Source organism: Weissella sp. MSCH1, assembly GCF_045799135.1.
GTDB lineage: Bacteria > Bacillota > Bacilli > Lactobacillales > Lactobacillaceae > Weissella.
On record NZ_JBJMBA010000045.1, the window covers coordinates 1 to 26946 of the forward strand.

Annotated in this window: 25 protein-coding genes; 14 read left to right on the plus strand and 11 right to left on the minus strand. The window is 44.0% G+C overall.

Annotated features, from left to right (window positions below):
- Positions 1 to 149: 149 nt before the first annotated feature.
- On the minus strand, positions 150 to 575 hold the full coding sequence (locus ACJ28U_RS09555) for a DUF2507 domain-containing protein (RefSeq protein ID WP_407619098.1): 426 nt from the start codon (positions 573 to 575) through the stop codon (positions 150 to 152).
- Positions 576 to 687: 112 nt separating this feature from the next.
- Between ACJ28U_RS09555 and ACJ28U_RS09560 the strand changes: the two genes are divergently transcribed.
- Positions 688 to 1614: an ADP-ribosylglycohydrolase family protein gene (locus ACJ28U_RS09560; protein ID WP_407619099.1), complete on the plus strand. Its 927-nt coding sequence runs from the start codon at positions 688 to 690 to the stop codon at positions 1612 to 1614.
- A gap of 62 nt (positions 1615 to 1676) precedes the next feature.
- Complete coding sequence (locus ACJ28U_RS09565) at positions 1677 to 2624, plus strand: AEC family transporter (RefSeq protein WP_407619100.1); 948 nt, start codon at positions 1677 to 1679, stop codon at positions 2622 to 2624.
- 45 nt (positions 2625 to 2669) lie between these two features.
- Here the strand turns inward: ACJ28U_RS09565 and ACJ28U_RS09570 are convergent, their stop codons facing one another.
- Positions 2670 to 4031 carry a gluconate:H+ symporter gene (locus ACJ28U_RS09570; protein ID WP_407619101.1) on the minus strand — a complete coding sequence of 454 codons (1362 nt, stop codon included), beginning with the start codon at positions 4029 to 4031 and terminating at the stop codon, positions 2670 to 2672.
- Positions 4032 to 4212: 181 nt separating this feature from the next.
- On the opposite strand from ACJ28U_RS09570, the gene ACJ28U_RS09575 reads away from it, so the two are divergent.
- Both ACJ28U_RS09575 and ACJ28U_RS09580 read left to right on the plus strand, forming a co-directional pair.
- On the plus strand, positions 4213 to 4845 hold the full coding sequence (locus ACJ28U_RS09575) for a hypothetical protein (RefSeq protein ID WP_407619102.1): 633 nt from the start codon (positions 4213 to 4215) through the stop codon (positions 4843 to 4845).
- Positions 4845 to 5324, plus strand: a complete 480-nt coding sequence (locus ACJ28U_RS09580) for a hypothetical protein (RefSeq protein ID WP_407619103.1) — start codon at positions 4845 to 4847, stop codon at positions 5322 to 5324. The genes ACJ28U_RS09575 and ACJ28U_RS09580 overlap by 1 nt, the downstream gene beginning before the upstream one ends.
- 50 nt (positions 5325 to 5374) lie before the next feature.
- Here ACJ28U_RS09580 and ACJ28U_RS09585 read toward each other — a convergent pair whose 3' ends face one another.
- The gene (locus ACJ28U_RS09585; RefSeq protein WP_407619104.1) at positions 5375 to 5689 is read right to left on the minus strand and encodes a CHY zinc finger protein; all 315 of its coding nucleotides are present in this window, start codon (positions 5687 to 5689) and stop codon (positions 5375 to 5377) included.
- Positions 5690 to 5957: 268 nt separating this feature from the next.
- Between ACJ28U_RS09585 and ACJ28U_RS09590 the strand changes: the two genes are divergently transcribed.
- The 8 genes from ACJ28U_RS09590 to ACJ28U_RS09625 all read left to right on the plus strand — a co-directional run bounded on the left by ACJ28U_RS09590 (position 5958) and on the right by ACJ28U_RS09625 (position 14983).
- Positions 5958 to 7328, plus strand: a complete 1371-nt coding sequence (locus ACJ28U_RS09590) for an FAD-dependent oxidoreductase (RefSeq protein ID WP_407619105.1) — start codon at positions 5958 to 5960, stop codon at positions 7326 to 7328.
- Between the two features lie 211 nt (positions 7329 to 7539).
- Positions 7540 to 8133 (plus strand): 5' nucleotidase, NT5C type, encoded by a 594-nt coding sequence (locus tag ACJ28U_RS09595; RefSeq protein ID WP_407619106.1) that lies wholly within the window; start codon positions 7540 to 7542, stop codon positions 8131 to 8133.
- Between the two features lie 153 nt (positions 8134 to 8286).
- Positions 8287 to 9057: a DeoR/GlpR family DNA-binding transcription regulator gene (locus ACJ28U_RS09600; RefSeq protein WP_407619107.1), complete on the plus strand. Its 771-nt coding sequence runs from the start codon at positions 8287 to 8289 to the stop codon at positions 9055 to 9057.
- Positions 9054 to 9968, plus strand: coding sequence for a 1-phosphofructokinase (gene pfkB, locus ACJ28U_RS09605; protein ID WP_407619108.1), 915 nt, complete (start codon positions 9054 to 9056; stop codon positions 9966 to 9968). The genes ACJ28U_RS09600 and pfkB overlap by 4 nt, the downstream gene beginning before the upstream one ends.
- 18 nt (positions 9969 to 9986) lie before the next feature.
- The gene (locus tag ACJ28U_RS09610) at positions 9987 to 11924 is read left to right on the plus strand and encodes a fructose-specific PTS transporter subunit EIIC (RefSeq protein WP_407619109.1); all 1938 of its coding nucleotides are present in this window, start codon (positions 9987 to 9989) and stop codon (positions 11922 to 11924) included.
- 20 nt (positions 11925 to 11944) lie between these two features.
- A complete protein-coding gene (locus ACJ28U_RS09615; RefSeq protein WP_407619110.1) occupies positions 11945 to 12895 on the plus strand; it encodes a Gfo/Idh/MocA family protein in 951 nt (316 codons plus the stop codon).
- 79 nt (positions 12896 to 12974) lie between these two features.
- A complete protein-coding gene (locus tag ACJ28U_RS09620) occupies positions 12975 to 13949 on the plus strand; it encodes a LacI family DNA-binding transcriptional regulator (RefSeq protein WP_407619111.1) in 975 nt (324 codons plus the stop codon).
- 80 nt (positions 13950 to 14029) lie between these two features.
- Positions 14030 to 14983, plus strand: a complete 954-nt coding sequence (locus ACJ28U_RS09625; RefSeq protein ID WP_407619112.1) for an NADP-dependent oxidoreductase — start codon at positions 14030 to 14032, stop codon at positions 14981 to 14983.
- Positions 14984 to 15226: 243 nt separating this feature from the next.
- Here the strand turns inward: ACJ28U_RS09625 and ACJ28U_RS09630 are convergent, their stop codons facing one another.
- Positions 15227 to 16258, minus strand: coding sequence for an inorganic phosphate transporter (locus tag ACJ28U_RS09630; RefSeq protein ID WP_108730390.1), 1032 nt, complete (start codon positions 16256 to 16258; stop codon positions 15227 to 15229).
- 219 nt (positions 16259 to 16477) lie between these two features.
- Between ACJ28U_RS09630 and ACJ28U_RS09635 the strand changes: the two genes are divergently transcribed.
- The gene (locus ACJ28U_RS09635) at positions 16478 to 17107 is read left to right on the plus strand and encodes a DUF4767 domain-containing protein (RefSeq protein ID WP_407619113.1); all 630 of its coding nucleotides are present in this window, start codon (positions 16478 to 16480) and stop codon (positions 17105 to 17107) included.
- A gap of 47 nt (positions 17108 to 17154) precedes the next feature.
- Here the strand turns inward: ACJ28U_RS09635 and ACJ28U_RS09640 are convergent, their stop codons facing one another.
- The 7 genes from ACJ28U_RS09640 to ACJ28U_RS09670 all read right to left on the minus strand — a co-directional run bounded on the left by ACJ28U_RS09640 (position 17155) and on the right by ACJ28U_RS09670 (position 24917).
- The gene (locus tag ACJ28U_RS09640) at positions 17155 to 18096 is read right to left on the minus strand and encodes a hypothetical protein (RefSeq protein ID WP_407619114.1); all 942 of its coding nucleotides are present in this window, start codon (positions 18094 to 18096) and stop codon (positions 17155 to 17157) included.
- A 240-nt stretch (positions 18097 to 18336) separates the two neighbouring features.
- Positions 18337 to 19800, minus strand: a complete 1464-nt coding sequence (locus ACJ28U_RS09645) for a 6-phospho-beta-glucosidase (protein ID WP_407619115.1) — start codon at positions 19798 to 19800, stop codon at positions 18337 to 18339.
- 157 nt (positions 19801 to 19957) lie between these two features.
- On the minus strand, positions 19958 to 20989 hold the full coding sequence (locus tag ACJ28U_RS09650) for a phosphohydrolase (RefSeq protein ID WP_407619116.1): 1032 nt from the start codon (positions 20987 to 20989) through the stop codon (positions 19958 to 19960).
- A 384-nt stretch (positions 20990 to 21373) separates the two neighbouring features.
- Positions 21374 to 21925: a GNAT family N-acetyltransferase gene (locus tag ACJ28U_RS09655; RefSeq protein ID WP_407619117.1), complete on the minus strand. Its 552-nt coding sequence runs from the start codon at positions 21923 to 21925 to the stop codon at positions 21374 to 21376.
- Between the two features lie 67 nt (positions 21926 to 21992).
- Entirely contained in the window at positions 21993 to 23099 is a 1107-nt protein-coding gene (locus tag ACJ28U_RS09660) for an SLC13 family permease (protein ID WP_407619118.1), read from the minus strand.
- A 76-nt stretch (positions 23100 to 23175) separates the two neighbouring features.
- Entirely contained in the window at positions 23176 to 24504 is a 1329-nt protein-coding gene (locus tag ACJ28U_RS09665; RefSeq protein ID WP_407619119.1) for an APC family permease, read from the minus strand.
- Between the two features lie 143 nt (positions 24505 to 24647).
- Positions 24648 to 24917, minus strand: coding sequence for a hypothetical protein (locus tag ACJ28U_RS09670; RefSeq protein ID WP_010373576.1), 270 nt, complete (start codon positions 24915 to 24917; stop codon positions 24648 to 24650).
- A gap of 244 nt (positions 24918 to 25161) precedes the next feature.
- Between ACJ28U_RS09670 and lepA the strand changes: the two genes are divergently transcribed.
- The gene (gene lepA, locus ACJ28U_RS09675; RefSeq protein ID WP_010373578.1) at positions 25162 to 26943 is read left to right on the plus strand and encodes a translation elongation factor 4; all 1782 of its coding nucleotides are present in this window, start codon (positions 25162 to 25164) and stop codon (positions 26941 to 26943) included.
- Positions 26944 to 26946 lie beyond the last annotated feature (3 nt).

The following is a 26946-nucleotide window of genomic DNA, read 5'->3' on the forward strand; positions in this document are numbered from 1 at the left end:
GGGATATCCTTTCGAGGGTATTTTGGGCAGACTGGTTGCAGCTGGTCTGTCCTTTTTTATTTTTACACCCAAAAACCAAAAAAGGTACCAACAACCAATCGCGTGAGCGAGTGGTCATCAGTACCAAATATTTTAGAGCCTCTTTTTTGCTAGGGTTGCAATGTGCCGGGGTTTTCCGTCATTACCGTAATCACAACAGTCTGCTTATTTGCTTCCCATTGTGCCTCGGCACCTGTGCCAAGCTGTTGCTGCGTTTGTTGGGCTAGAAAACCAGCTTCCAACGCGAAACTTGCATGATTGTTTTCATCAAAACGGGTACTGACCACAGGGCCATCTAACCGCCAGACTTGTTCCGTTGGCTTCTTTGACGTCAATGTTAAGAATCCAAATCCAGCATCCATGAAAAACGTTTCGAGTGCCATGACACCTGTTAAGTCAACATCACGGGCAAGGGCCTTACCGGCCCAATAAATAATTTCTGATTCATCGTCTTGCAACAATTCTGGTAGCAAGCGGTCACGCAATAGCGTCAATGCGAATAAATTCATTTCCGTCGTTTGTCCTGATTCCGACATAACGCACTCCTTTTATTACAGTTTCATAAACTAATTATAGTGTATTCTAGCCATATTTGCCAATAATTTACATTAGTGTTACAATAAAATTCTTGAAAGGATGGATTGTGGCATGACTTTACCTGATAATCCGTTAATAAATAGCACGTTGGGATTAATCAATGGTGACCTTTTTGCACAAAAAATCATCATGGGCGACAGTTCACAATGGAGCAGCGATTCATCGCTAACGTTAGCAACTATCGATAGCTTATCTAACGGCTACATTTTAACCGACATCATGACCCAGTTTACATACTGGTATACAACTGGCGCTTATACCGCGGATGGCGCACCCCAGCATGCTGGCGACGTCACCCGTATGGCCATTGAAAATTTCCGTCAAACCCAAGATCCATTTACGTCGGGCGGGCGAGATGAAAGTGATAACGCGAACGGTGCATTACTTCGAATTACACCCGTCGTGTTATACCTACAAGCAACGTACGGGGAAGATTTCATTAAAGATGACCCTGCTATGTTAACGTTGCACCAAGTGGGTGGCTTGACACACAACCATCCACGTTCATTAATTGCGATTGGCTTATACGCCATGTTACTAAACGGCCTATTGAGTGGTATGAGTTTACCAGCGGCCTTTGACTTCGCAATTAGTAATTCCTATGAATATTACGCAAAACATGCGGTCTTCGCAGATGAGTTGGTCGCTTTTGAAGCATTAAACACACCTGATTTTGAAAATATGCCAATCGAATCTTTGCATGCATCAGGTTATGTCGTCGACACATTGGCTGCGACAATATGGGTGTTATTGAACAGTCAAAACTACGAGGACGCGTTAACGATCGCTGCTGGTTTACCGGGTGAACCGACTCGGATTATGCCGTTAGTTGGTGCAGTTGCCGGCTTGATGTATCATCAAGCGCAATTGCCCACAACGTGGCTAAACGCACATGAATTAACGATTGTTACACGAGTGCTTGAAAAAGCAGAGCAAAGCGGTCGCTTTGCTTGCCCAGACACACACCCAGTCGAATAGGTGATTAAACCAGAGCCTGATTCAGGACTCTGGTTTTCTTGTTTAGAAAGGAACGTTTTATAATGGCAATTATGTGGCACAGTATATCCGGTGTTTTAATGATTCTTGGTTTGGTAGGTACCGGATACGCCCTACTAAAAATGCATATTTTCAACGATGATGATGAGCGCTTAAGTAAGTTTTTATCTGGATTTGTCACTAAAATTGCCATACCTGCTTATCTGATTGTTAGCATTCCGGAAGACTTTACACCGCAAACACTACTAGCAATCGGGCCAAAATTAGTCTTACCGATTGCAAGCATGTTAGCATTATTCGCTCTGTCATTTTTAATCGCGAAATTAATCAAGGTAAGTCCACACCATAAAGGATTATTCCAATCATTGTTTTTCAATTCAAATACCGTCACGGTGGGATTACCGGTTAACATGGCACTATTCGGTAAAGATAGTTTGCCATACGTCTTGGTCTACTATATGGCTAATACCATCGTCTTTTGGACATTAGGCGTTTATATGATTGAACGAGACACGGCAACCGGTCGAAAATTTAGTCTCCGTAAAACCCTGAAGGGGATTTTTACACCGCCGATGATTGCCCTAATCATCGCCGTGATTTTAGTCCTGGCACGCATTCAATTACCAACCTTTATTCGGACCGATTTAACTGATCTGGGTAATACAAACGTTCCGTTATCACTAATTTTCATTGGTTTTTCCATTGCTAAAGCTCAAAAAACCGACTTAATCCCTGATCGGGAAAATTTGACACTTGCCTTAGGACGCTTTGTCCTGGCACCTAGCGTCATGGCCTTAATGATGATGCCCTTTGAGCTCCCTAAATTGCTTAAAGCGGTCTTTATCATTCAATCCGCTATGCCAACGATGACAAATGCAGCTGTCATGGCGCGCGAATTAAACGGAGATTTTAGATTTGCGTCTATTTCAATCACACAAACAACCTTATTGATGTTAGTCGTTATTCCAATTTTAATGATTTTAGTCAGTTAAACAAAAGAAACGCCCTGTCTCAAACACGAGACGGGGCGTTTTCTGTTAGATAAACATATTTAAAATCAAGACGATAATCAAACCAACCACCGCAATCAACGATTCTAGGACCGTCCAAATTTTAAGTGTTTGCTTAACGTCGAGGTCAAAGTATTCTTTAAACATCCAGAAGCCAGCATCGTTAACGTGTGACGCTGCAAGAGAACCGGCACCAATAACCAAGACCATAAGGGCAGGATCAACACCCGCTTGATGCATCAACGGTTGGACCAAGCCAGCAGCAGTAAGCGCAGCAACCGTGGCTGAACCAAGCGCCACACGTAGGATAACCGTAATCACCCATGCTAGGATCAATGGCGAGATGTTAACGTGGGCGAAGAGGGTCGCTACTTGATCTGAAATACCACCATCAATCAAGATTTGCTTGAAAGCGGCACCACCGCCAATAATCAACAACAACATGGCAATTGACTTAACTGACTCTTCAATCGTGGCGGCCATTTCTTTAACCGTCTTATGTTGATGCCATCCCATTGACCACAGTGCAAATAGCAGGGAAATAATCATCGCACCAACTGGATTACCAATCATTGTCACAAACGCATCCAAGCCTTTAACTTTTGCAGCGTTAAAAGGTTGCCCATTATTCACGATGATCGAGTAGATGGTCGTAATTCCCATCAAAATAACTGGGAACAATGATGTTAACAACGATAGTCCAAATGAGGGAGTTTGCTTTAAATCAAACTGCTTCACTTCACCAAATGCCGTCAATTCACGCTTCACTGTGAAAGCCTCTGGTGCATAGGTTCTCGCTAATTTCGCGAAAACCGGACCGGCAATGATTGCAGCTGGAATGGCAACAACCAATCCTAGTACCAATACTTTACCCGGATTAGCACCTAAAGCGCCCGCAATGGCAGTTGGTGCTGGGTGAGGGGGTAAAAACCCGTGGGTGACTGACAAGGCAGCGGCCATCGGAATACCCAGGTACAACAACGGTACACCCAACTCAAGCGCAATGGCGAAGACGATTGGGATTAACAAAACCATACCTACTTCGAAAAAGAGGGCAATACCGATAATGAAGGCGGCAATCATTACCGCAATCTGTACACGCTTGCGACCAAACAAATTGATCAATGTGTGTGAAATGCGGTAAGCCCCACCAGCATCTTCAACCAAGCGCCCAAGCATTGCGCCAAATCCAAACACAATTGCAAGTTCGCCTAATGAGCTACCAATTCCATTTTGAATCGAAACTGGAATTTGCGCAAAATTCATGCCGAGACCAAGTCCAACAGCCACAGCCGTTAAGATCAACGCGATAAACGTGTTCATCTTAACCTTAATAATTAAAAACAATAAGAGTAGAATGCCTACAAATAATACGAGTAATGAGCTCATAATCTTAATTCTCCATATATCCCCAAATAAATATCTCAATGCGACTGCTATGTCGTACCACTATTATAAAGTTAGTTTAACTAAATGTAAACGCTTTCCTTATTGAGTTTAAATTAATGACAAAACAGTCATATTTAAAAAGCGTATAATAGTTATAGATATTTAATTTTGGGGGATTAAGATGGGATCACGGCTAATTCACGCGGCAATCGCACAAAAATTAATGACCATTCATTCTTTTTTAGATGATGGGTTTTTCCTTGGTAATGAGGCACCTGACGCTGATAAAACGTCTGATTTGACTAAAGGGGACACCCATTTTCTTGTACCAAGCAATCGTGGCACACAACGAATTGATCTCGGCCAATTTTTAACGCAATACCCTAGCAGCCTCACTGACAACTTCATGCTGGGGTACTATACGCATTTGGTTGCTGATGAACTTTGGTTACAGGACATCTTCAGCAACCATATTCCGGTAGGCCCCGTTGAAGCTCGACAACAATTGTTGACGCTGTATTATCAAGATTTCCAGCAATTGAATCGTTTCTTAATTAATCAATATGCACTGGTACCTTACAAACGGGATATCACACCTGTTGTACCCACTACGGCGAACTTGGATGCATTACGTCAGTTAATGGCCGAATACAATCATGATTTCAACCTAATCGATGCGCACCCGTTACAATTATTGCAACAATCTGAAGTGGAAAACCATATCGCCAAGGTCGTAAAAGTGATGACAGACATGATTAACAGCGGGCGACTCGTAGATCAGCTAATCATGCCACAAGACAAGGGGGATTTATAATGAAAAAATTTTGGTTAATCTTAATTAGTGTACTAGCCGTGATTGGTGTGTTAATTTTTGCGGGCATTCAAATTGAACGTCACGTGGTGGCCAATAAGGCCACCACGTTATTACCTGTTGTTAGCGGCACACACACCACCGGTGTTGATTTGAAAAATGTTGAACTCGCTCCAACCACGCCCCAAAATGTTGCCTTAAAATTAAATAATGAAGCTTTTAATCTTAAACAAAGTGCCAACGGTTGGGTAACTGATGCTTCAGCACAAGTCACTGGTGATACAGTCACCTATACCATTAAGACGGACAAACTGTCACAAACAATGCTTAATCTTGGTCTGCGTACAAATGGTGACCAAATTGATTCATTGGGTAGTAAAATTATCCAATCAATGCAAGCTAGCGGGGCAAAACATCCGAAATTGGTTATTAATGTCACCAATGACACGGGAGATTCTTTGAAATCACTAACTTACCGGTAACGTCGGTAATCAAAAAAACGGTAGACGTCAGCATGATGTCTACCATTTTTCTATTGCACATATAAGTGCTTATGCAAGGAGCAGCCAGGATTAAAGAGGGCCCCGCAATTCTCACATTGATCAATTGTTTCATAATGTGCGTAGGTCATTTGCAATCCACAGACACCGCACAACACAATCTTTTGTTGGGTTTGTGCTGCGTAACGACCGAATGGGTGGCTTTCGTCTGCCTGATGGCATTCATAACAGGCATAAAATTTGCCACAAGTCGCACAGCGATTGGCGATAACATCACGGTCACTATGCCAGTGAACACACCGGCCTGCGGTATCTAAAACATTGCCCCATATTATTGTTTTTTCCATACTATTATGGTCACATAGCTCACCAAACAATACAACTTTTCTTTTTAGGCACAGATATAAAACAAATATAGCCTTTTTTTAAGGACAATAAGTGTGTGATTTAACAAACTAAGTTGTTTTTTAAGGTTTCTTTGACAAGCATTTTTCGACAGGTATATTAAATTTTGTAAGCTCTAATGGCTTTCAAAGGGGGTGGATACATGTGAGTCGAATGAAATAGGATAGTTAATATATGCACAAAACAACATACGATTAATGGGGGATTATCATGGTTAAACAAAAAATTGCAGTCATCGGTGCATCACACGGCGGTCACGAAGTCGCACTAGAATTGTTAACGCAGTCCGATGCATACGATGTCACGGTCTTCGAGGCCGGTGACTTCATTTCATTTATGTCTTGTGGGATGGAACTCTATCTAACCGAGGCGGTCCAAAATGCTGAGCTTGTCCGAAATTTCAAGCCATCAGATCTAGAAAAATATGGTGGTCATGTACGTAATAACGCGAAAGTCACAGGTATTGACGCGACGAACCACACACTCACAATTAATAACCAGGACTTATTCACTTATGACAAAGCAGTCTTAAGTGTGGGTGTAACACCCGCACACTTAACCATCCCCGGTTCGAATTTAGCCAACATTATTCCGATGCGTGGTTACGATTGGGCCAAACGTATTAAACAATACCTCAACGATGCAACTATCAAAGACGTCACCGTTATTGGGGCTGGGTACATTGGTATTGAGGCCGTTGAAGCGCTGGTGAGAGCTGGCAAAAACGTGACCGTCCTAGACATGTTACCTCGTGTGTTAGCCGCTTACCTGGACGCCGATATGACGGACATAATCACGCAAGAATTAATTGCCCATGGCGTCAACGTAAAAGTCGGTGAGGCCATCACTGCATTCGAGGGATCGGAAAATGAGGGCGTGACAGCCGTCGTAACTGACCAGGGAACCTATGCGACCGACTTAGTCATTGAAGGCATTGGGGTAACCGCAAACACGGCACCCTTTGCAGATACGTTAGCGCTCGATAAACGAGGCTGGATTGAGACAACCCGTAATTTCGAAACCAATTTACCAGATGTCTATGCCATTGGTGACGCTGTGAAGCCTTACTATATTCCAACTGGACAGCAACAGCCGGTAGCCTTAGCTTCCACCGCACGTCGCGAAGCCCAATATGTCGCCCAACGAATTATGGGCAACAAGCATGATGTTGATTTCAAAGGGGTTGTTGGCGCCTCAGCTTTAAAAGTTTTTGATTATACATTCGCCTCAGCCGGCCTAAACAGCGTCACGGCTGAGCGGTCAAACATTAAAATTTCAGCCGTCACCTACACCGATACGCGTCAGCCAGCTTTCGTTCCCACCAGTGAAGGGAACGGGGACATTATTGTCCGCTTAGCGTTTAATCCTGATTCACGAATCATTTTAGGTGGCGCTATTATGGCGCGTGATTACGATGTTACCGGCTTTGGTAACACGTTGGCCCTAGCCATTGCACAAAAAATGACCGTGGATGATTTAGCAGAAGCCGACTTTTTCTTCCAGCCAGGATTCGACCGGCAATGGTCAGTATTAAATTTGGCCGCTCAAAAAGCTTGCCACTATGGTGAATTCACCAAATAAAAGTAGCTTATTTTAATAAAGTCGTGTTAACAGCGGTGCTGATTCTTAGTGATTCAGCACCGCTGTTAAGATGTGCCATTATAACCCTCAAAACGTTTGTATGATATTAAATGCAGTCGTGAGCCGTCGACAAGGGCTAAAATATTGTTATAATGAAGTCACCTAATCAATGTATGCGCTTTCTTTACCACAACAACTATTGGAGCATAAAATGACACAACCAAAATTATTCCTAGATATGGATAATGTTCTTGTTGATACATTATCCGTTTTAAACAAGATTGACATGCGACAACAATCTGTAGAAAAACCAGATCAAATTCCTGGCATTTTCCGGGATTTGCCACCAATGCCTGGTGCAATTGAAGCCGTGAAGCAACTAGCTGCTGAATATGACATCTATGTTTTATCAACTGCGCCTTGGCAAAATCCAAGCGCTTGGCAGGATAAATTAATTTGGCTACAACATTATTTTGGGGAAGATAACAGTAGTCCAATTTATAAACGAATCATTTTAGCCCACGATAAGGCTGTCGCACATTTTGGTGGTGGCATACTAGTGGACGACCGGCCTTATCACGGTGCAAGTGACTGGGATGACCCAGATGCTGACAGCATCTGGCTCCAATTCGGTGCCGACCCTCGGCTAACGTGGTCAAATGAGCTCGTGTCGTTTTTGCTAGATGTTTCACAAATCCAAGACGTGACGGATACGCTAAGAGAAGCAGTATCAGTCGTAGCAGAACGTGGCCATTTCTACGTGCATGGTGATAAAACCGAATTTGACAAGGCCCATTGGGAATAAATGATTCTTTTAAAAGAGACAGTCATCAACACGACTGTCTCTTTTTTTGATTGTGAATGAAAGTTTTTGAACGAAAAACATTGCAAAAGGCACCAAATAACACTATAGTTACTGGTGAAAAGGAAGCGCTTACATTTGTATAGGTGAATGATTATGATGATTTCAGAACGACAAGACAAAATATTAGCATTGATTCAAAAACGCGGTCGCATATCAATCCGCGAGCTGCAAGAACTGCTATTAGTGTCTGTATCAACAATGCGACGAGATTTGGACAAGTTAGCAGACGAAGGGCTAGTGAAACGAATTCATGGTGGGGTCGAACTGATAAGTCAACACCCCACACTACAACCCGAAATTGCCATTGCCGACAAAACCAAATTGAATCAACCAAGCAAACAACAAATTGCCCTGACCGCAATTGCCCAACTGCAAGGAGGTGAAACGCTCTACCTAGATGCAGGTACAACAACTGGGGCCATGATTGCATTACTTGGCCAAGTGACGCCAGCGCCTTTGGTCGTTACCAATTCAGTTCACCATGCATCGCAGTTAGCTGATTTAATGGTGCCGGTAGTTGTCATTGGCGGTCAAGTAAAGCTATCTACTAACGCAACTGTGGGTATGACAGCGGCTGAACAACTCGGACAACTTGCCTTTGATGTAAGTTTTATTGGTGCTGATGCGATTGACCTTACTGCAGGGATTACGACACCTGACCTAGAGGAAGCGGCCATTAAGCGTTTGGTTATCGCACATTCACGGCATGCATTCGTTTTGGCAGATGCCAGTAAGTTTAATCAACGGGCATTTGCCAAAGTAGCTGACTTGGAAGAAGTAACGATTATTACTGAACCAAATTCGGCAACACAATTGGCTTCATATCAGACAAAAACACAAATAAAGATCGGAGACCAATCATGATTTATACAGTCACCCTCAATCCATCGATTGATTACGTGATGGCAGTGCCAAATTATATCAGTGGTGCGACTAACCGGGCCCAGACCACTAATGCCTATCCTGGTGGCAAAGGGATTAACGTCAGCCGGATTTTAGAAGCTAATAAAGTTAACAATCAGGCGTGGGGGTTACTCGGGGGGTATACCGGTACTTTTATCGCAACATCTCTGCAGACTTTAGGAATTAAAACTGACTTCACACCAATTCAAGGCACAACTCGGATTAACGTGAAATTAAAGTCTCGCGAAGAAACTGAGATAAACGCATTGGGGCCTCAAATTACTGATGCAGAATGGCAGACTTTTAAACAGAAATTTTCAAAATTGCAACCAGCAGATACCGTTGTATTTTCCGGTAGTTTACCTAGTACGCTACCACACGATGCTTATCAACAATTAATTCAGCTGGTGGTTAGTAAACAAGCTAATTTTATTATTGATACGACCGGCGATGATTTAAAACAAGCATTGGCTCTGCACCCGTTATTGGTCAAACCCAATCGTGACGAAGTGCAAGCACTATTTGAACTGACAGATATCAGTTTGAACAGTTTGAAACTCGCTGGTCAACAATTAATTGCTGGCGGTGCCCAACAAGCAATTATTTCGCTCGGTGGTGATGGCGCATTATTATTTGCCAATAACCATGTGTACTTTGCTGAACCAATCGCAGGGGACTTACAAAACTCAGTTGGGGCTGGGGATTCGATGATTGGTGGTTTCTTAGCACAGTGGATAATTGAAGAAGACCCGGTGACTGCATTTAAATTGGGGGTCGCAAGCGCAACCGCAACGGCATTTAGCGAAGATATTGCCACGCAAACAAAAATTAGGTCCGTCTTGGATCACGTACACATAACTGAAATTGGTTAATTAAACGGGGGGTTAATCATGCAAATTAATGATTTGCTAGCGGCAGAGACAATGATTTTGAATCTGGCCGCCACAGACAAAATTGGGGCTTTTAAGGAAATGATTGCTGGTTTGAAACAAGCAAATCGGATTTCAAATGAGGCTGATTTCTTAGAGGGGATTTTGGCACGGGAGGCACAAACGTCAACAGGTTTAGGTGATGGGATTGGCATTCCACACGCAAAGAATGCAGCGGTGCTTCAACCAACAATTGTATTCGCCCGTTCTGAAACGGGGGTTGCGTACGATGCGCTAGACGGTCAACCAGTGCACTTACTCTTTATGATTGCTGTCCCAGACACGGCTAGTAATACACATCTGGAAGCACTAGCTAATTTGTCACGATTCTTGTTACGTGATGGATTTACAACCCAATTAATGGCCGCCAAAACGCCGGCTGAAGTGCGCCGACTATTTGATGAATCATCGCCAAATTCATTGGGAGAAGAAGGGACGATAGCTAATGAGAACGCGCCGTTGTTAGTTGCCGTGACGGCCTGTACAACCGGCATTGCGCATACCTATATGGCTGAAGAAGCATTAAAAAAGCAAGCTGCTGCAATGGGCGTGCGTATTAAAGTTGAAACGAACGGTGCCAGTGGTGTTGGGAACAAACTGAATGCGCACGATATCGCGGCAGCCGACGGCGTCATTATTGCGGCAGACAAAAAAGTTGACATGGCCCGTTTTGCGGATAAGCCCCTGATCAACGTACCCGTTGCCGAGGGGATTCGTCATCCTGAAAAACTGATTACCCAGGCCTTAGATAGTCATGCACCAATCTATCAAACAACGGAAACCGTCACGCACTCAGACGCGAATGAGAAACTGTCCCTTGGTAAGGCTTTTTACCGTCATCTCATGAGCGGTGTCTCAAGCATGCTACCATTCGTCATTGGTGGTGGGATTGCGATTGCGCTGGCTTTTTTAATCGACCAAACACTTGGCGTTCCCCAATCTGCTTTATCGCAACTCGGAACTTACCATCCCGCTGCTGCATTCTTTAAGCAAATTGGTAATACCGCTTTTAACTTCATGCTTCCAGTCCTGGCTGGATACATTGCTTATTCAATCGCTGAAAAGCCTGGGCTAGTGGCTGGTTTCGTGGCTGGTGCGCTTGCTGCAAATGGGTACAGCATTTTCAATGTTGGCTTGAACGCTTCACACCAACCAGTGCCATCAGGATTTTTAGGGGCATTGGTCGGCGGATTCTTGGCTGGTGGTGTCATGTTAATGCTTAAGCGAGCCTTCGCATTTTTGCCAAAAGCCCTAGATGGCATCAAGTCAATTCTATTTTTCCCAGTCCTGGGTGTTATCGTAACAGGCTTTTTAATGTTGCTGATCAACATTCCAATGTCGGCCATTAACAGTGGCTTGAACGGCTTTTTATCTAGCTTGAATGGTACTAACGCCATCCTACTAGGTGCACTACTCGGTGGGATGGAGGCAATCGATATGGGTGGTCCAGTTAACAAAGCCGCCTATGTCTTTGGAACCGGTACACTTGCCGCTAGTGTTGCAACCGGCGGGTCAACTGTCATGGCCGCCGTCATGGCTGGCGGGATGGTGCCACCGTTGGCGATCTTTGTCGCAACATTATTGTTCAGACATAAGTTCAGTCAAAAGAACCGCGAAGCCGGCCTAACCAACATTGTCATGGGATTAAGTTTCATCACAGAAGGGGCGATTCCATTTGCAGCGGCTGATCCAGCGCGTGCCATCCCAAGTTTTGTTGCTGGTTCAGCGTTGGCAGGTGGATTAGTAGGCCTAGCAGGGATTAAATTATTGGCACCACACGGCGGTATCTTCGTGGTTGCCTTAACAAATTCACCATTGTTATACTTGCTCTTCGTAGCCATTGGTGCAATCGTAGCGGGCGTCATCTACGGGTTACTAAAAGTACCTGACGCGGATTAAAAGAAATGGGGGACATTAGCATGTCTTTAAATTGGGGAATTATTGGTACTGGCACGATTGCCAACGAAATGGCAGCAAGTTTATTAGCGCACCAGCAACCGGCTATGGCTGTGACGGCTCGAAATCAAGCAAAACTGACAGCCTTTGCCGAACAGTATCAAATTCCAAAAACCTACGAGACAGTCGCGGATTTATTAGCCGATGAAACAATTGATGCTGTCTATATTGCAACGCCACATAATACACACTTTGACTTTATCAAACAGGCTTTGGCGCATCAAAAACACGTGTTAGCAGAAAAAGCGATAACTGTCTCTAACGAAGAGTACGCTATCGTTCGAAAGTTAGCCCAGGACGCTGGATTAGTTCTCTTAGAGGCGATGACACCAGTACACATGCCTCTTTTCAAGCGACTTCGTGAACTCATTAATCAAGGCGCATTGGGGCAGATTAAGGTGATTAACACAACCTTTGGCAGTCATAAGCCTTACGATCCAAATAATCGATTCTTTAATCCTGACTTAGCAGGCGGGGCACTACTTGATATTGGTGGTTATGCAACACAGGCCACTGTCTACTTTATGAACAGTACGCCAAGCAGAGCAAAATCGATGATGGTCCCTTTTGAAACCGGGGTTGATGAACAATCAGTGACGATTCTAGCAAATGAAAATCATGAAATGGCGACCATCACATTATCAATGCAAGCTAAGCAACCTAAGGCCATTACAATTTCCGGCACTAAAGGGTACCTACGTATCCCAGATTTTCCACGCGCTGATACAGCCATTTGGTATCACACCGATACCGGCGAGTCAGAAGAAATTGCATTAGGAAATTCTGCAGACGCTTTGTGGTATGAGATTTCAGATTTTGAGCAAGCGGTCCAAGACCATAAAGTTGCTCTTGAATTTGTCAATTTAACAGAGATGCAATTCGAAACCTTAGCTAAAATTCAACAAGAATGGTAATAATTGCATTATTTAGCGGCGTTGCGCACAACGCCGCTTTTTATTGTTAAAATGAATACGAAAGATACGGAGGGGCAAGATGAGTGAAAAAGAACGGATAACAATAAATGATATCGCCCGTCTAGCCGGCGTCGGGAAAAGCACCGTCTCACGTTATTTAAATAACGGGTCAATTAGCGCAAAAACGCGGGCTAAGCTAGATGCTGTCGTCAAAGAGTATGATTATGAGCCTAATCGATTTGCCCAAAGTTTGAAAAAAACATCCAGTGGCATGATCGGGGTTGTGGTCCCCACATTTGCCTCATTTGCTTTGACGGAGATGATGCGTGGCATGGATGATGTCAATCAAGGAGATTTTTTCTTAACCATTAACACCTATCACGATGCCAAGCGCCAAGTTGAAGCAGTTAAACAGCTTGCCCAACAAAATGTCGATGGTATTGTCGTGATGACTGGGCAAATTACTAGTGAGATGACCGCTGCACTACAACAAGTATCCGTACCAGTTGTTGTGCAGGGTCAACAGTCACGACACTTTGAAACCGTTAACGTTGATAACCAACATGCCGGTGAGTTACTCGTACCACTAATTGCCACTGTTAAACCAACGGATGTGTTGTTACTTGGTGTCGATCCAAATAGTGACTACAATGTTGGACAAACCCGTTTCAACGCGATAATTCAAGCTTTAGACAACAACATGCAACGGCTTTATACGACATTTGATCGTACTGAAACGGCTGAAATTATGCGCAACTACCTCGCAACACATACGTCGCCCAAATACATCATTGCAGCAACTGACACGATTGCGTTAGGGGCACTAGCAGCATTGCAAGAGCTGCACGTCGCCGTACCTGCAAACACCAAAATCGTCGCGTTTGACAATACCCCGGCTGCCGAAATCGTGACACCAGGTTTAAGCACGGTTAGTTTCGACTATTTTGCGTTAGGCCAATGGCTATATCGCCGTTTAAAGGATCTATCTCAAACGGAACCCGTCTTAACCGATCCCTTGCTGCGTGGCAAGTTGGTGCGTCGCAGTAGTTGGTAACGCCAAGAAATGAAAAGATATCTTAAACTTCCAATTCACTTGGGAAACACTATGTCATAATGGGTTTCTGGAGGTGTGGTATGAAAGCAGCAATTATTAACCAATATGGGGATCGAAATGAATTGTCGGTTGTTGATGATTATGTCAATCCAACCATAACTAATGATCAGGTATTGATTAAAACCTATGCAACGAGCGTGAATCCAATTGACTACAAAGCCCGTCAAGGCGCGTTGAAAAGCATGTTTAATTGGCAATTTCCCGTCGTTTTAGGCTGGGATATTGCCGGCATTGTCGTTGAAATTGGCAAGGATGTCACTGATTTTACCGTTGGTGATCGTGTATTTGCGCGTCCTGACATGGATGATGCTGGTACATTTGGGTCTTACGCAACGTTAATGGCGGTAAAAGCTGACAAACTTGCATTGATGCCTGAAACAATGTCGTTTGCGGAAGCTGCGGCGTTACCATTGGCTGGTGAAACAGCTTTGCAAATGTTAAACGAGCTACACGTGACGGCCGGTTCTAAAGTATTGATTCAGGCTGGGGCTGGTGGTGTTGGTATCGTCGCCATTCAGCTTGCAAAAGCGCTTGGTGCAACCGTTGCTACCACGGCCAGCCCTGAAAACGATGCGTTTGTACGGCACTTAGGTGCAGATATCGTCATTGATTATCACCAAAAAGCTATCACCGACGTTATTAGTCAATATGATGCGGTTCTAGACAGCATTGGTGACATTGATGCTGGACTAGCTGTTTTAGCACATGGTGGCCGAATCGTGACGATTTCAGCAAACCCAACGCCTGAACAGTTAGCAACCGCCGCAGCCAACGATCAAACATTACTGGCTGGGTGGTTACAACCAAATGGGCAGGATTTAGCTAAGCTAGCGACGCATTATCAAAACGAAGCCTTAAAGATCGTCATTGACTCAAAGTTTCCATTTACAACGGCCGGCGTACGGGCCGCGCACGAACGTATTGAATCACATCATGCACGTGGCAAAGTCGTGATTGAAATGATTGCGGAATAAACCGATTAAACACCAAGATAGGCTAGTTGTCGTATCTTGGTGTTTAATTTTGCTAGGCAATGGCATGTTACCACAAAATACAGTTATTCTAGTTTACATAATATATATTATCGTGAGTTGAACTAAAGCAGGTAAATGACCCCAAAACATGGTCGTTCTATAAGCCGCTGCAATTATCATGATTAAATTAAAAACGCTACCGGCCGCAATTTTGGCAAGTAGCGTTTTTTGATTTAAGTTATATTACATAAACAACATGCGGAAGATTTCTTCGAACATGAAACCGATCAATCCTGCGGATGGTACCGTAATAATCCATGCCATCACAATATTCTTTAACGTACTCCATTTTACGGCTCGAATATCATCAGATGCACCCGTTCCAGCAATTGCTGACGTAACCGTGTGTGTCGTTGAAATTGGCGCGTGAACAAAGTACGCAGAAATGAACAACACTGCTGATGAAACGGCTTCGGCCACGAATCCTTTTTGTGGGCTCAATACCGTAATTTTGCTACCCAACGTGTGAATAATGCGTTGTCCACCGGCCATTGTTCCAGCTGAGATGGCCAAAGATGCCATCAAGATAATTTGTAGCGGAATTTCCGTTTGTCCAGGCTGAATGCCAAAGAAACCAACCGGGGCCGCCGCCATAAACATCAATCCCATTGACTTTTGGGCGTCTTGCAAACCGTGTCCCAAAGCCAATGAAGCGGATGTGAAAATTTGAGCACTTCGGAAAAACTTATCCGTTTCCTTTAAATTAGCCTTTTTAATGATCTTATTCAAAATAACCATGATTATAAGTGCAAGACCAAATCCGACAACTGGCGACAACACCATGGGATCAATCACCTTTTCAACGACTTTGGCCAACTTAATGTGCACATCATTACCGGCAATTTGTTCAGCCAAACCTGCTCCCATCAACCCACCGATAATCGCGTGAGTTGATGACGATGGTAGACCAAACCACCACGTAATCAAGTTCCATCCAATCGCACCTAGTAAGGCAGCAATGACCAAGAATAATTGCTGTTCAGCGCTCACCTGCGTCATATCAACGATATCACGTGCAATAACTGCAGCGACGGCTGTTCCCATCAAGGCCCCAATCAAGTTCATCCCGGCAGCCATGATAATTGCTGTCCTGGCCTTCAAAGCACCTGTTGTAATAGCTGTAGCGATTGCATTCGCTGCGTCGTGGAATCCGTTAACCCCATCAAAGATTAGGGCCACGATAATCACCACAACTGCTAGTACGTAGACTTCCATATTTGTCTCCTGAAATAAATACTAGTTTTAATTTTTTGATTTGTTAAAAAAACAACAGAAATAATTATATCAGTAAATACGCGGTTTCCTGGATTTTGTAACAAAATTTACAGTGCCGGTTCTCTTCGTAATGCGTCATTAAAATATATGATTTAAGCCATATGGAAAGCATACCCAGAAATTAGACTGTATTTATAAATCATGTTAAGGAGAAACGGTATGCGTTCTAAAATACTAATAAGTACCACCCTTGTGACAACAGTCTTAGCTGCTGGCCTAATCGGTGCCAAATTTGCGCCGAATTTATTGAAAACGGAACCTGCAACAAATCATCGTACATCATCAGTGAGACAGGTAAATAATCCACCGGCGTCTTCACCAGCTACAAAGCATTCGGCAGTATCCAGCGCTTCATCCCCCTGGTCGGCTGAGAAAAGCCAACAACTGGCTAAATTTATGCTGGATTGGTCAAGTCAAATGGGGCAACACTACGAGTCATATTACCCTGGTCATGATTTTAATCTATACGGTGTCATATTCCCAACACCCCTCACGAACGGCACCATGAACATGCACCCTGCAGTAGATGATCATGCTATTGATTTGCAATGGTCCGACAACGGTACAGGTAATCATGACTATAACTTAGTTGCCGTGTATGGTGGCAATGCGAGGTCAAACGAAAACTATCCAGTGCTGACAATGTACTTATTCACCCTTCATAAGGGAAACCCTGAAGTGCTTGTCACACAACAAAATCAAGGTAATCCTGAAGGTTACTTGTATTTCAAACCAACTAACAATCAAGCACTTGCATCCGGGTTTGCATCAATCGTTAATCACAACTAAAAAGTAGTCATCGCGCAAACTGTACGATGACTACTTTTTAGTTGTATTTATTTCAAATAGTAACGCATAAAGAATGTGCCGTTATCGCCAAAATAATAACGGATGCCGTTAATAGTCTGCCACCCTTGCACAGCACGTCCTTGGTTGTCCGTGTAGTACGTGTATCCCCAGGCATGGCGCCAGCCGGCGTTTTGGCGCACACCATCAACAAACCAGTAATATGTCCCCATATAATGCTTAAAGCCGGTGTACAATTGGCCATTCTCATACCAACGATAACCGCCATTCAACGCTGAACCATCGTAAATATAACCATTCGCAGTTGCTTTGGTTTTGGTCTGAGGAGTATTGACTGGAATATCTCGCAAGTAATACGTGTTATTATCACCAAAATAATATTGCTTGCCAGATATCGTTTGCAAGCCTTGTACCGCTCGACCATTTGCATCCGTATAATAGGTCATCCCCCACGCACTTCGCCAACCGGCATTCTGACGTACACCATCGACAAACCAGTAGTATGTGCCCATGTAAAACTTGAAACCGGTATATAGTTGGCCATTGTCGTACCAACGATAGCCACCATTTGCTGCTGAGCCATCTTTCAAATAGCCAGAAACTTTACCGCGCAGGTAGAACGTCTGATCATTACCAAAGTCGTACGTGACCCCATTAATTGTCACCAGGTGGCCTTCCACACTTCGGCCATCAGCACCTAGATAATAGGTCTTGCCCCATTCAGTCGCCCACGTGTTTGTTTGTCGAACACCATTTATAAAATAATAATTTGCTCCAAAGTAATTACGGAACCCGGTGTATAACTGGCCATTCTCATACCAACGCCAATCACGATTAGCAGTAAACACATACCCTGACAGCGGTTGGTTCGTCGTCGCATCAGTTGTAACTGTGTCAGCTTTGGCCTGTCCAGCAACTAGCAAACTCATCACGACAACTACCAACCCCAAAACGCTAAACTTTAACTTCATGATGCTTCGTCCTTTGTTTTTATCTATCAACATTCTAACGCAATCCGTCAACTATCGTGATGGAGTGTTGAAAATCGGACACAATTCTTACAGTTTTCTAACGGTTGCCGTTGTAGAATGGCTAACAAAAACCACAAGTAGCAACCTACCTGTGGTTTTCTTGATGCCCATCAATTAGTGTAAGGATTTAATAATTAAAGTAGCGTAGTTGTGGTTTGTTTCGTGACGGGCATCAATCCGCTAATCGCCTAAGTCTTCACCTTGTGTCGCGATGACTTGCTTATACCAGTAGAACGAATCCTTGCGTAACCGTTCGCCAGATCCTGCACCCATATCATCCAAATCAACGTAAATATAACCATAACGCTTCTTCATCTCACCGGTACCCGCCGAAACAATGTCGATAGGTCCCCATGACAAATAACCGATTACTGGAATACCATCATTGACGATTGCTTTTTCAACTTCAGCAACGTGAGCTTTAAGATAATCAATGCGGTATGGGTCATGTACTTGACCATCAACGATTTCATCGTAAGCACCAAACCCGTTTTCAACAATCATAATTGGCAGGTATGGGTACATATCATTTAGTTCATTTAATGCGTAACGCAAACCTTGTGGATCAACTGCCCAATCCCAATCATTCACCTTTACGAAGTCATTCTTAACAACCTCAACGTCAGCCGGATGATCAATTTCAGCATCTTGGTCCGATGTTGCGCGAACAGTTGTCGAGTTATAGTACGAAATGGCCATGTAATCCACGGTACCGGCCAATAAGTCAGCCCGATCTTCATCCGTAATATCTGGTCGAATACCAGTCCGCTTAAAGAATGCCTCCAGCTCGGCTGGGTACGCACCACGAACGTGAACATCCGTAAACCAGTCACGCGCCTGACGCGCCTTTTGGAAAGCCAACATATCGGCAGGCTTTGGACTAGCTGGATATAGCGCGGCCACGTTGACCATCCCCCCAATCACGAAATCAGGATTAATCTTATGGCCAATTTGGACCGCCTTTGCCGAGGCAACCAACTCATAGTGTCCGGCCTGCATCATGGCTGCCTGCTTATCAGCCAGTGTTGCCTTGTCATCAAATTTCAGTCCCGAATTTGTCCACACCATAAATTCGAAAAATGGATTGTCTGAGACGGCGGCTTGATTTGAAATTTCATTGTGCGTCATCCAGTACGTAACCTTATCACGATAACGCTCAAAGACTACCTGGGCATAATTTACAAACAAATCAATCACCCGGCGATCTGACCAACCGCCATACTCAGTGACCAAATGATACGGCATTTCAAAGTGATTCAATGTTACGACTGGTTCAATGCCATGCTTATGCATCTCATCAAATAAATCATCATAGAATTGCAACCCTTCCTCGTTGGGTGCCGCATCATCACCATTTGGGAAAATACGTGTCCAGGCAATCGATGTTCGGAAGGCCTTAAACCCCATTTCGCCCATTAACGCCAGATCTTCTTTATAAGTATGATAGAAATCAATACCATGATGATTTGGATAATTCAATCCATCTACCACGCCGTCCGTAATCTGCCGTGGCTCAGTATGACTACCTGCTGTCAAAATATCAGCGATAGATACGCCCTTACCACCTGCTTGCCAGGCCCCTTCTGCTTGGTGGGCGGCAATTGCACCACCCCAAAGAAAGTCGTCTTGTAACTTAATTCCCATGTCATGTCCCCCGATACGTATGACTGCATTTGCTATACGTCTATTGTAAGCGCTTTCTGCAATGAAAGGGGGCGTTTTTTGACTTTAAGTATCGCTTTTTTTGCGAAATCAAAAAACGACCGGCATTTAACAACGTCGATCGTTTTCAGCAAACAGTTTAGTTTTCGGACGTCACGGCCTGTTGCAGGACGGCCGGCCAGTCAAGAAGTAATTTAGCACCGGATGCCTTGGCATGGCCACCACCATTAAAGGCGGCCGCCACAAGCGATACATCAACATCCTTGTCCTTAGCAACACGGAATGATAATGCACCATTATTAATCACTAAGCCGAAATCAACGTCTGGTAAAGCAGTCAATGCATTACCGATTTCAGACATTTGCTTTGACGCTGTCACATACGCATAGTGATAAGTGGTGTCGCCAATTATCAAATCACCAAACTCCGCAGCTTCCGCTTTTTTCAAGACATAGGCTGCATTAGCTGCCATGCGGTCATCTACCAGTCCCATGATGACCGGCGAGAAAATTTTAATCAGCAGATCACGTGGTTTCTCATTAGATGAAATCGATGCTTCCTTAGCGGCCGTAATGCGCGTACTGAAACGTTCACGACCCAAAAAGTACAACACCTCATTCAAAACTTGCGCAGTTGAGCCTGTCGCTACGTCATCATCATATGCCACATCCTGCCACAGCCAGGTATCGTATAAGTTCGTTAGTGTCACTAAGGTTTGCCAAAAAGGCAATGTCGTAAATGCCGCTCGTTGATCCTTAAATATCAACTCAGTCGCCGAAGATGTCCCTGTATCGTCAGTAACAAACCGCGCAACCGTCGTCGCTCCAGCCCACACAGGTGCATTTGAGACGTGGTGGTCATAAACAACTGGCTGGACACCCGTTACTTGGTTGAATTGCAGTAACATTTGCATTGATGGGGTATTGTCCAACAGTATCACGTGTGTCGGTTTACGCACCTTGTCTGCTACAATATCATCCAGCACTTGCTGCAGGACAGCATCAATACCGGGTGCCCCAGCCTCTGCGTACAGAATAGTAGCATCTGATTGACTAGTTTGGGCTGCCGTTAAGCCGGCCATGACCCCATCTAAATCAGTATGGGTCACAATTAAAGTCGTTGTCATCGTATCTTCCTTTCGAAGTGAAACCTTACCGTCTATTGTACGCATCTTCAGGTCGGTTATGCAAAAAGATTAGTGAACGGACGCAAAACATCATAAATTCACCATTATCTTGTCGAATTTATCGCCAGCTTTCACAACACGCCTTTCTTAGACTTGATTTTAAGGAAGACTTTACGATGAAAAATGAAATCAATTTTTGCTGGCGAACCACCTGGCTGGTGATGCTTGTTTTTTTGGGGTGTATCTTGTCGTCACGCTACCTATATCGATTAGATGCGGCTTGCTACCTACCACTACTTGCTAGTATCTGCGGTAGCTTGATTATTGGCGTATGGGTAGCTGTTGGTTTAGTCTGGCTCCTCACGAATAAATCACGACACTAAAGAACCGGGTAATGGCTATGCCAATTAACCCGGTTTTTTAGTGGTCTTACTCTGTTTTTAAGATGCTGTAAACGTTGCTATCCACGAAAGTGCCATTTGGTAATCTTTCATAGTCGCGCAAACGGCCTTCATACGTCATCCCCGCCCGTTGCATAACCCGACCAGAGGCAGCATTCGCTGGCGCGTGATAACTCTCGATACGATGAAGGCCGAGTTGCTCAAAGCCAACCCGAATAACTGCTTTTAACGCTTCCGTCATGTAGCCAGAGCCCCAATAATCGTGATTCAAAGCATACCCAGTCTCGGCGCTCGCATTCTTTTCCGTCAAACGGATATCAATACTACCAATCATTTTGCCGCTGGCTTTTTCAATCAACACATATTTTCCCAGCGGATCAGCCAAGTGATACCGTCGAATACTAAATTCAAGCGTTTCTGCCACTGACTCAGGTACCGGTACGTGAATCCAGCGTGTCACTTCCGGATCATGAAACAGTTCATACATATCAGCCGCATCCGTTTCAACCGCATGTCGCATCACTAACCGTTCTGATTCAAATTGCGTTAAGTTCGCCAATCGTGTTTTCAATTCACCCACTATAAAAACCCCCTACTAAAGCATTTGTTTTATGCTAGCAGAAGGTTTTTGAATGGTCAATTATTTTTTAATTTAATTTTAATAAAAGTAGGCCGAGCGGTATAAATATTAATAACAACAGAACGTTTATCAGCATAGAACGCGTCGGAAATGACCAAGACTGTTCGTCGGTTTGAAGTTGGTATTGGCGCCAGGCTAACAAATTAGCTAACGAGGCAATAATCGTTCCTAAGCCCCCAATAGAGACGCCTAAATATAGCGGGTAAACCAGATGTGTAAATTTTGATAACAAAATTGCACCGGGTACGTTACTGATAACTTGACTCGTCAAGACGCCTGCAAAAAACACTTTGATTGATCCGTCCGTCAAATTGGTTAACACCGATGCCAAAACCGAGACCCGACTCAGCGCCCCCACAATAACAAAAAAGCCTACAAAAAGTAACAACACCCCATAGTCAATTTTAACAAAGGTTGTTCGGTCATAACCTAACGCTAATAGCCCACTCACTATAAGTGCGACACCAATCGGCAACACGTTCAGAATAGCAGCTAGTTCAACGACCGTGGCTAGTAACACCACTACCATGTGTCGCTTATTGATCGGTTGCTTATCTAGCGCAACTGCTCCAACAGTGTCGTTGGCAAACAAGTACGTTGCTAAGAAGAGCAAACCAAGGCTTACCATGCCTAAGGGCAATGACATTTTAAAGAAGTCTAGTGCCGGCAATTGATAAAACGATGCCAAATACAAGTTCTGCGGATTACCAAACGGTGTCACCGCACTACCCAAATTAGCAAAAATGGTCATGAAGACCAACGGTAAAATCATCTTAAGTTGGATTTTACGGGCAATCGTAACAAAAATAGGGACCAACGTTAAAATTGCCACATCATTCGTGAAGAGCATTGAGCCAAAAAAAGCCATCAGGAACGTCACCCGAATAATCTGACGGGTGGTTTGAAAACGGCTGATAATCGTACTAGCGACATAGACTAGCAGACCTTCAGCTTCATAAACACTCACTAACATCATTAACGCCGCCAGGGCGATGATGGTATGTGTATTAATGTCAGACCAATGTACGTCACCAAAAGCCAAAGCTAGTAGCGCCAAAACACCAGTTAACTGCAATGTCCGATCAGCAAGTAATCGTTTCCAGATAATTTGCATAATAATTCCTAATTCTTTCTAGTTTAGATATCCAGTATATAGTAAAAAGCAGGCCTCAACGAGACCTGCTTTTTGTTTATAATTGACGCTTACGCTTTTGCATGTAGAAATATAATGGCAATCCCGCCAAAGTTAGTAGCAATCCAATCACTGCCAGCTGGAATTCTGAGATTAACGTCATCACAATGATGAACAAACCACCTAGAATACCAATAATTGGCACAACCGGATACAAAGGCACCTTATATGGACGTGGCAAATCTGGTTCTGTGATGCGCAACTTGATAACTGCGACAAAGACCAACGTATAGAATAGCCAAATCACAAAGATTAACATATCCGTCAATGTGTCAAACCCACCAACAAACATCAAAGCGATTGCCAATACCAATTGGAAGATACCCGCAACATATGGAATTTGGAAACGGTTCAATTGACGTAGTTGCTTTGAAAATGGCAATTCATTTTCCAAAGCCATTGCATATGGCAAACGCATTCCTGTCATCGTATAACCGTTCAATGTGCCATAAATGGAAACCAAGATACCGATGGTGATCAATTTACCACCAAACCCACCAAAGATATGTGAGGCAACATCCATTGAAGTATTCTCGTTCCCAGCAATTGCGCCAAATGGCAATGAATGCAAGTACACAAAATTAACCAACACATAGATGACCATAATACCCAACAAACCACCAGTGATCGCACGTGGCAAGTCACGACTTGGATTCTTCATTTCACCGGCAATATTACCAACGTGAATCCAACCATCATAGGCGTACATCGTTGCTAGCAAACCACCACCAATAGCTGTCGCCCAGCCACCAGCGTGTGCACCTGGTGTCACTGGGAATAGACTAACATCAACACCGCCTGGTTGCAGCAACCCAAAGATTACGATTAATGCTAATGGAATTAACTTAAAGAATAATGTAATCGATTGGAATTGTCCTGCCACTTTTGAGCCCAACAAGTTAATGAGGAACACAGAAGCAACGGCCAAAACCCCAGCCGGAATAATTGCATTCGTTGACAGGTGAAATAAATTAGCAACCTGCGTACCAAAGATGACACCCTTAGCAGCGACACTTGCTGGGAAGTAAACAATGATTTGTGCCCAACCAAGTAAATAACTTGGCAACTTACCGTACGCCCGCTCAATGTACACCAACATACCACCAGTTTGTGGTAATGCTGCTGCTAACTCAGCGCCAGTTAATCCAGCAGCCAAACTAATCAACCCGCCTAATATCCAGACAAAAATCGACATACTAGTTGAACCGGTTGCTGATGCAACACTAGACGCTTTAAAGAACACGCCCGCACCAATCACCGTTCCCATAACCGTTGACACGGCTGGTAGTAATGTCATGGTACGATTCAATTTGTTTTGCTCGTTCATGAGTTGCCCCTTATTCATAATTTTTTCAATATTGTATTATTTTACCAGGTTCCGCAACCGCTGTCTTTTTAAATGTCAGTAAAACTAACATCACCCTGTAACAAAAAAGCCGGCACATCATCATGGCCGGCTTTCATTTAATTTTAGCGTACTTTAGCTGAACGCAACTTACTATGTGTCGCGCTCTCAATTTGACGAAGTGTCGCAGCGTCAACGTGTAACCCACTGGCAATTTGGCCAAAAGTCCACGTTGGGTGGCGCTCACACAAGTCCAAATAATGTTCGACCAACTTTTCGTTGACCTTAGGTTGTGCAACTGTTTGTGTCCCATTCACTGCAAAGTCCTCAACCTTTGCTTTTTCGAAGCTGTAATGCAACGTGCTGGGCCCCATTTCACCTGATGAATAGTCCATATCTTTAATCCCCCGTGATTGACAATAGACTCCCTTTCTCTATATGCACAATATGATAGCATGCTTACAAATCAAAAGAAAGAAACATTTCGGCAATGTTCTATGCCTAAATTATGTAAAATTATAGCGTGTAAGCCCATACATGTCCTATATTATTTTTATCGTTCGGAAAAATGACAAATAAACCTAGAAACAGCGAAAAAATGGTAAACTAGATGGATATTATTTTTTAGAAGGAGATCTCATGTCAAACCGACAAGCACTCATTCGAAACTTTGCCATCATCGCCCACATTGACCACGGTAAGTCTACCTTGGCCGATCGCATCATGGAGATGACGAACACTGTCTCAGAACGCGAAACAGAAGCCCAGTTACTCGACGATTTAAGCGTCGAGAAGGCCCACGGTGTCACTGTAAAATCTCGCACCGTTCGTAACTACTATATTGATAACACTGGTACTGAGTACCAATACAATTTAATTGACACGCCCGGTCACGTGGATTTTAATTACGAGGTCTCTCGTAGTCTATCTGCCACTGACGGTGTGTTGCTCTTGGTCGATGCCACAAAGGGGGTTCAAGCCCAAACTGTTGCTAATTACCGTCTTGCGAAAGCCGCTAACCTGGTGATTATCCCAATAGTTAATAAAATTGATAATATGGCCGCTGAGGTCGACAAGACAATTGAAGAACTACTTGACTTAGATGACTCATTCCGCGAAGAAGACATTCTAAAGATTTCTGCTAAAAGCGGTCTTGGTGTCGACGCTGTGTTGGAAGCCATCCGCGACCGAATTCCAGCACCTGCTGGGGATGAGAGTGGTAAATTGAAAGCTCTAGTCTTTGACTCAAAGTTCGACCCCTACAAGGGTGTTATCGTGCAAGTTCGTTTGTTCGATGGTCAACTAAAGTCATCAGACAACGTGTTGTTTATGGCCAACAGCATCAAATCACAAATTAAAGAGATGGGTGTCTTCTCACCGTTGATGACCCCATTAGACACTCTCCAAGCCGGCGATGTTGGTTTCATCGTTACCGGTATCAAAGATGCCCGAGCTGTCCGTGTTGGTGATACGATTACGTTAGCAAACGATCCCGTCGCAACGCCCCTTCCCGGTTACGAAGACGTGGAGCCAATGGTTTACGCCGGACTTTACCCCCGTGGCAGCGAATTCAAGGATTTGAAGATTGGCATCGAAAAGCTTGGTCTAAATGACGCGGCCTTCCAATACGAACCTGAACAATCCGAAGCGCTCGGTATGGGTTTCCGTGGTGGTTTCCTAGGTATCTTCCACTTGCAAATTATCCGTGAGCGTTTGCAAGAAGAATTTGGCCTAGATGTCCTAACAACGATGCCCAATTCAACGTATCGCGTGACCGTTAAGAATGAAGACGAACCCTTATACGTTGAAAATCCAATTCAATTCCCAGACTACGGGCAAATCGTAAAAGTTGAAGAGCCGTTCATGCTTGCTAAAATGACCCTACCAAACGAAATGTTGAATGACATTATGCGTTTGGCTGAAGGTCGCCGAGGTGAATTAGTTGATTTGGCTACCATCGGTTCGATGCTAATGGTAACGTACCGGATGCCAATTTCAGAAATCGCCTACGACTTCTTTAACGAACTCAAGTCAGCTTCACACGGTTTCGCAACCCTCTCAACCGAGTTTGATTCTTACCAAGAATCTGACTTGGTAAGAATTGATATCGCTGTCGATTATGCAAAGGTTGATGCCCTCACATTCGTGATGCACCGTTCTAAGGTCGATCGCGTCGGTAACGAAATCGTATCAAAGCTGAAGGACTTGATTCCGCGCAAGTTGCAATCAATGCCAGTACAGGCAATCGTTGAAGGACGCGCTATCTCACGTGCCGACGTACCGCCACTACGTAAAGCGCAAGCCTCTGGTACGAAGGTGTCAAAGAAACAACAACAATTACGTCGCCAAGGCCAAAAGAAGAGCGATATCGAACTGCCCCAAGCAGTCTTTGACGCGATTTTGGACATGAATTCTAATTAAAAA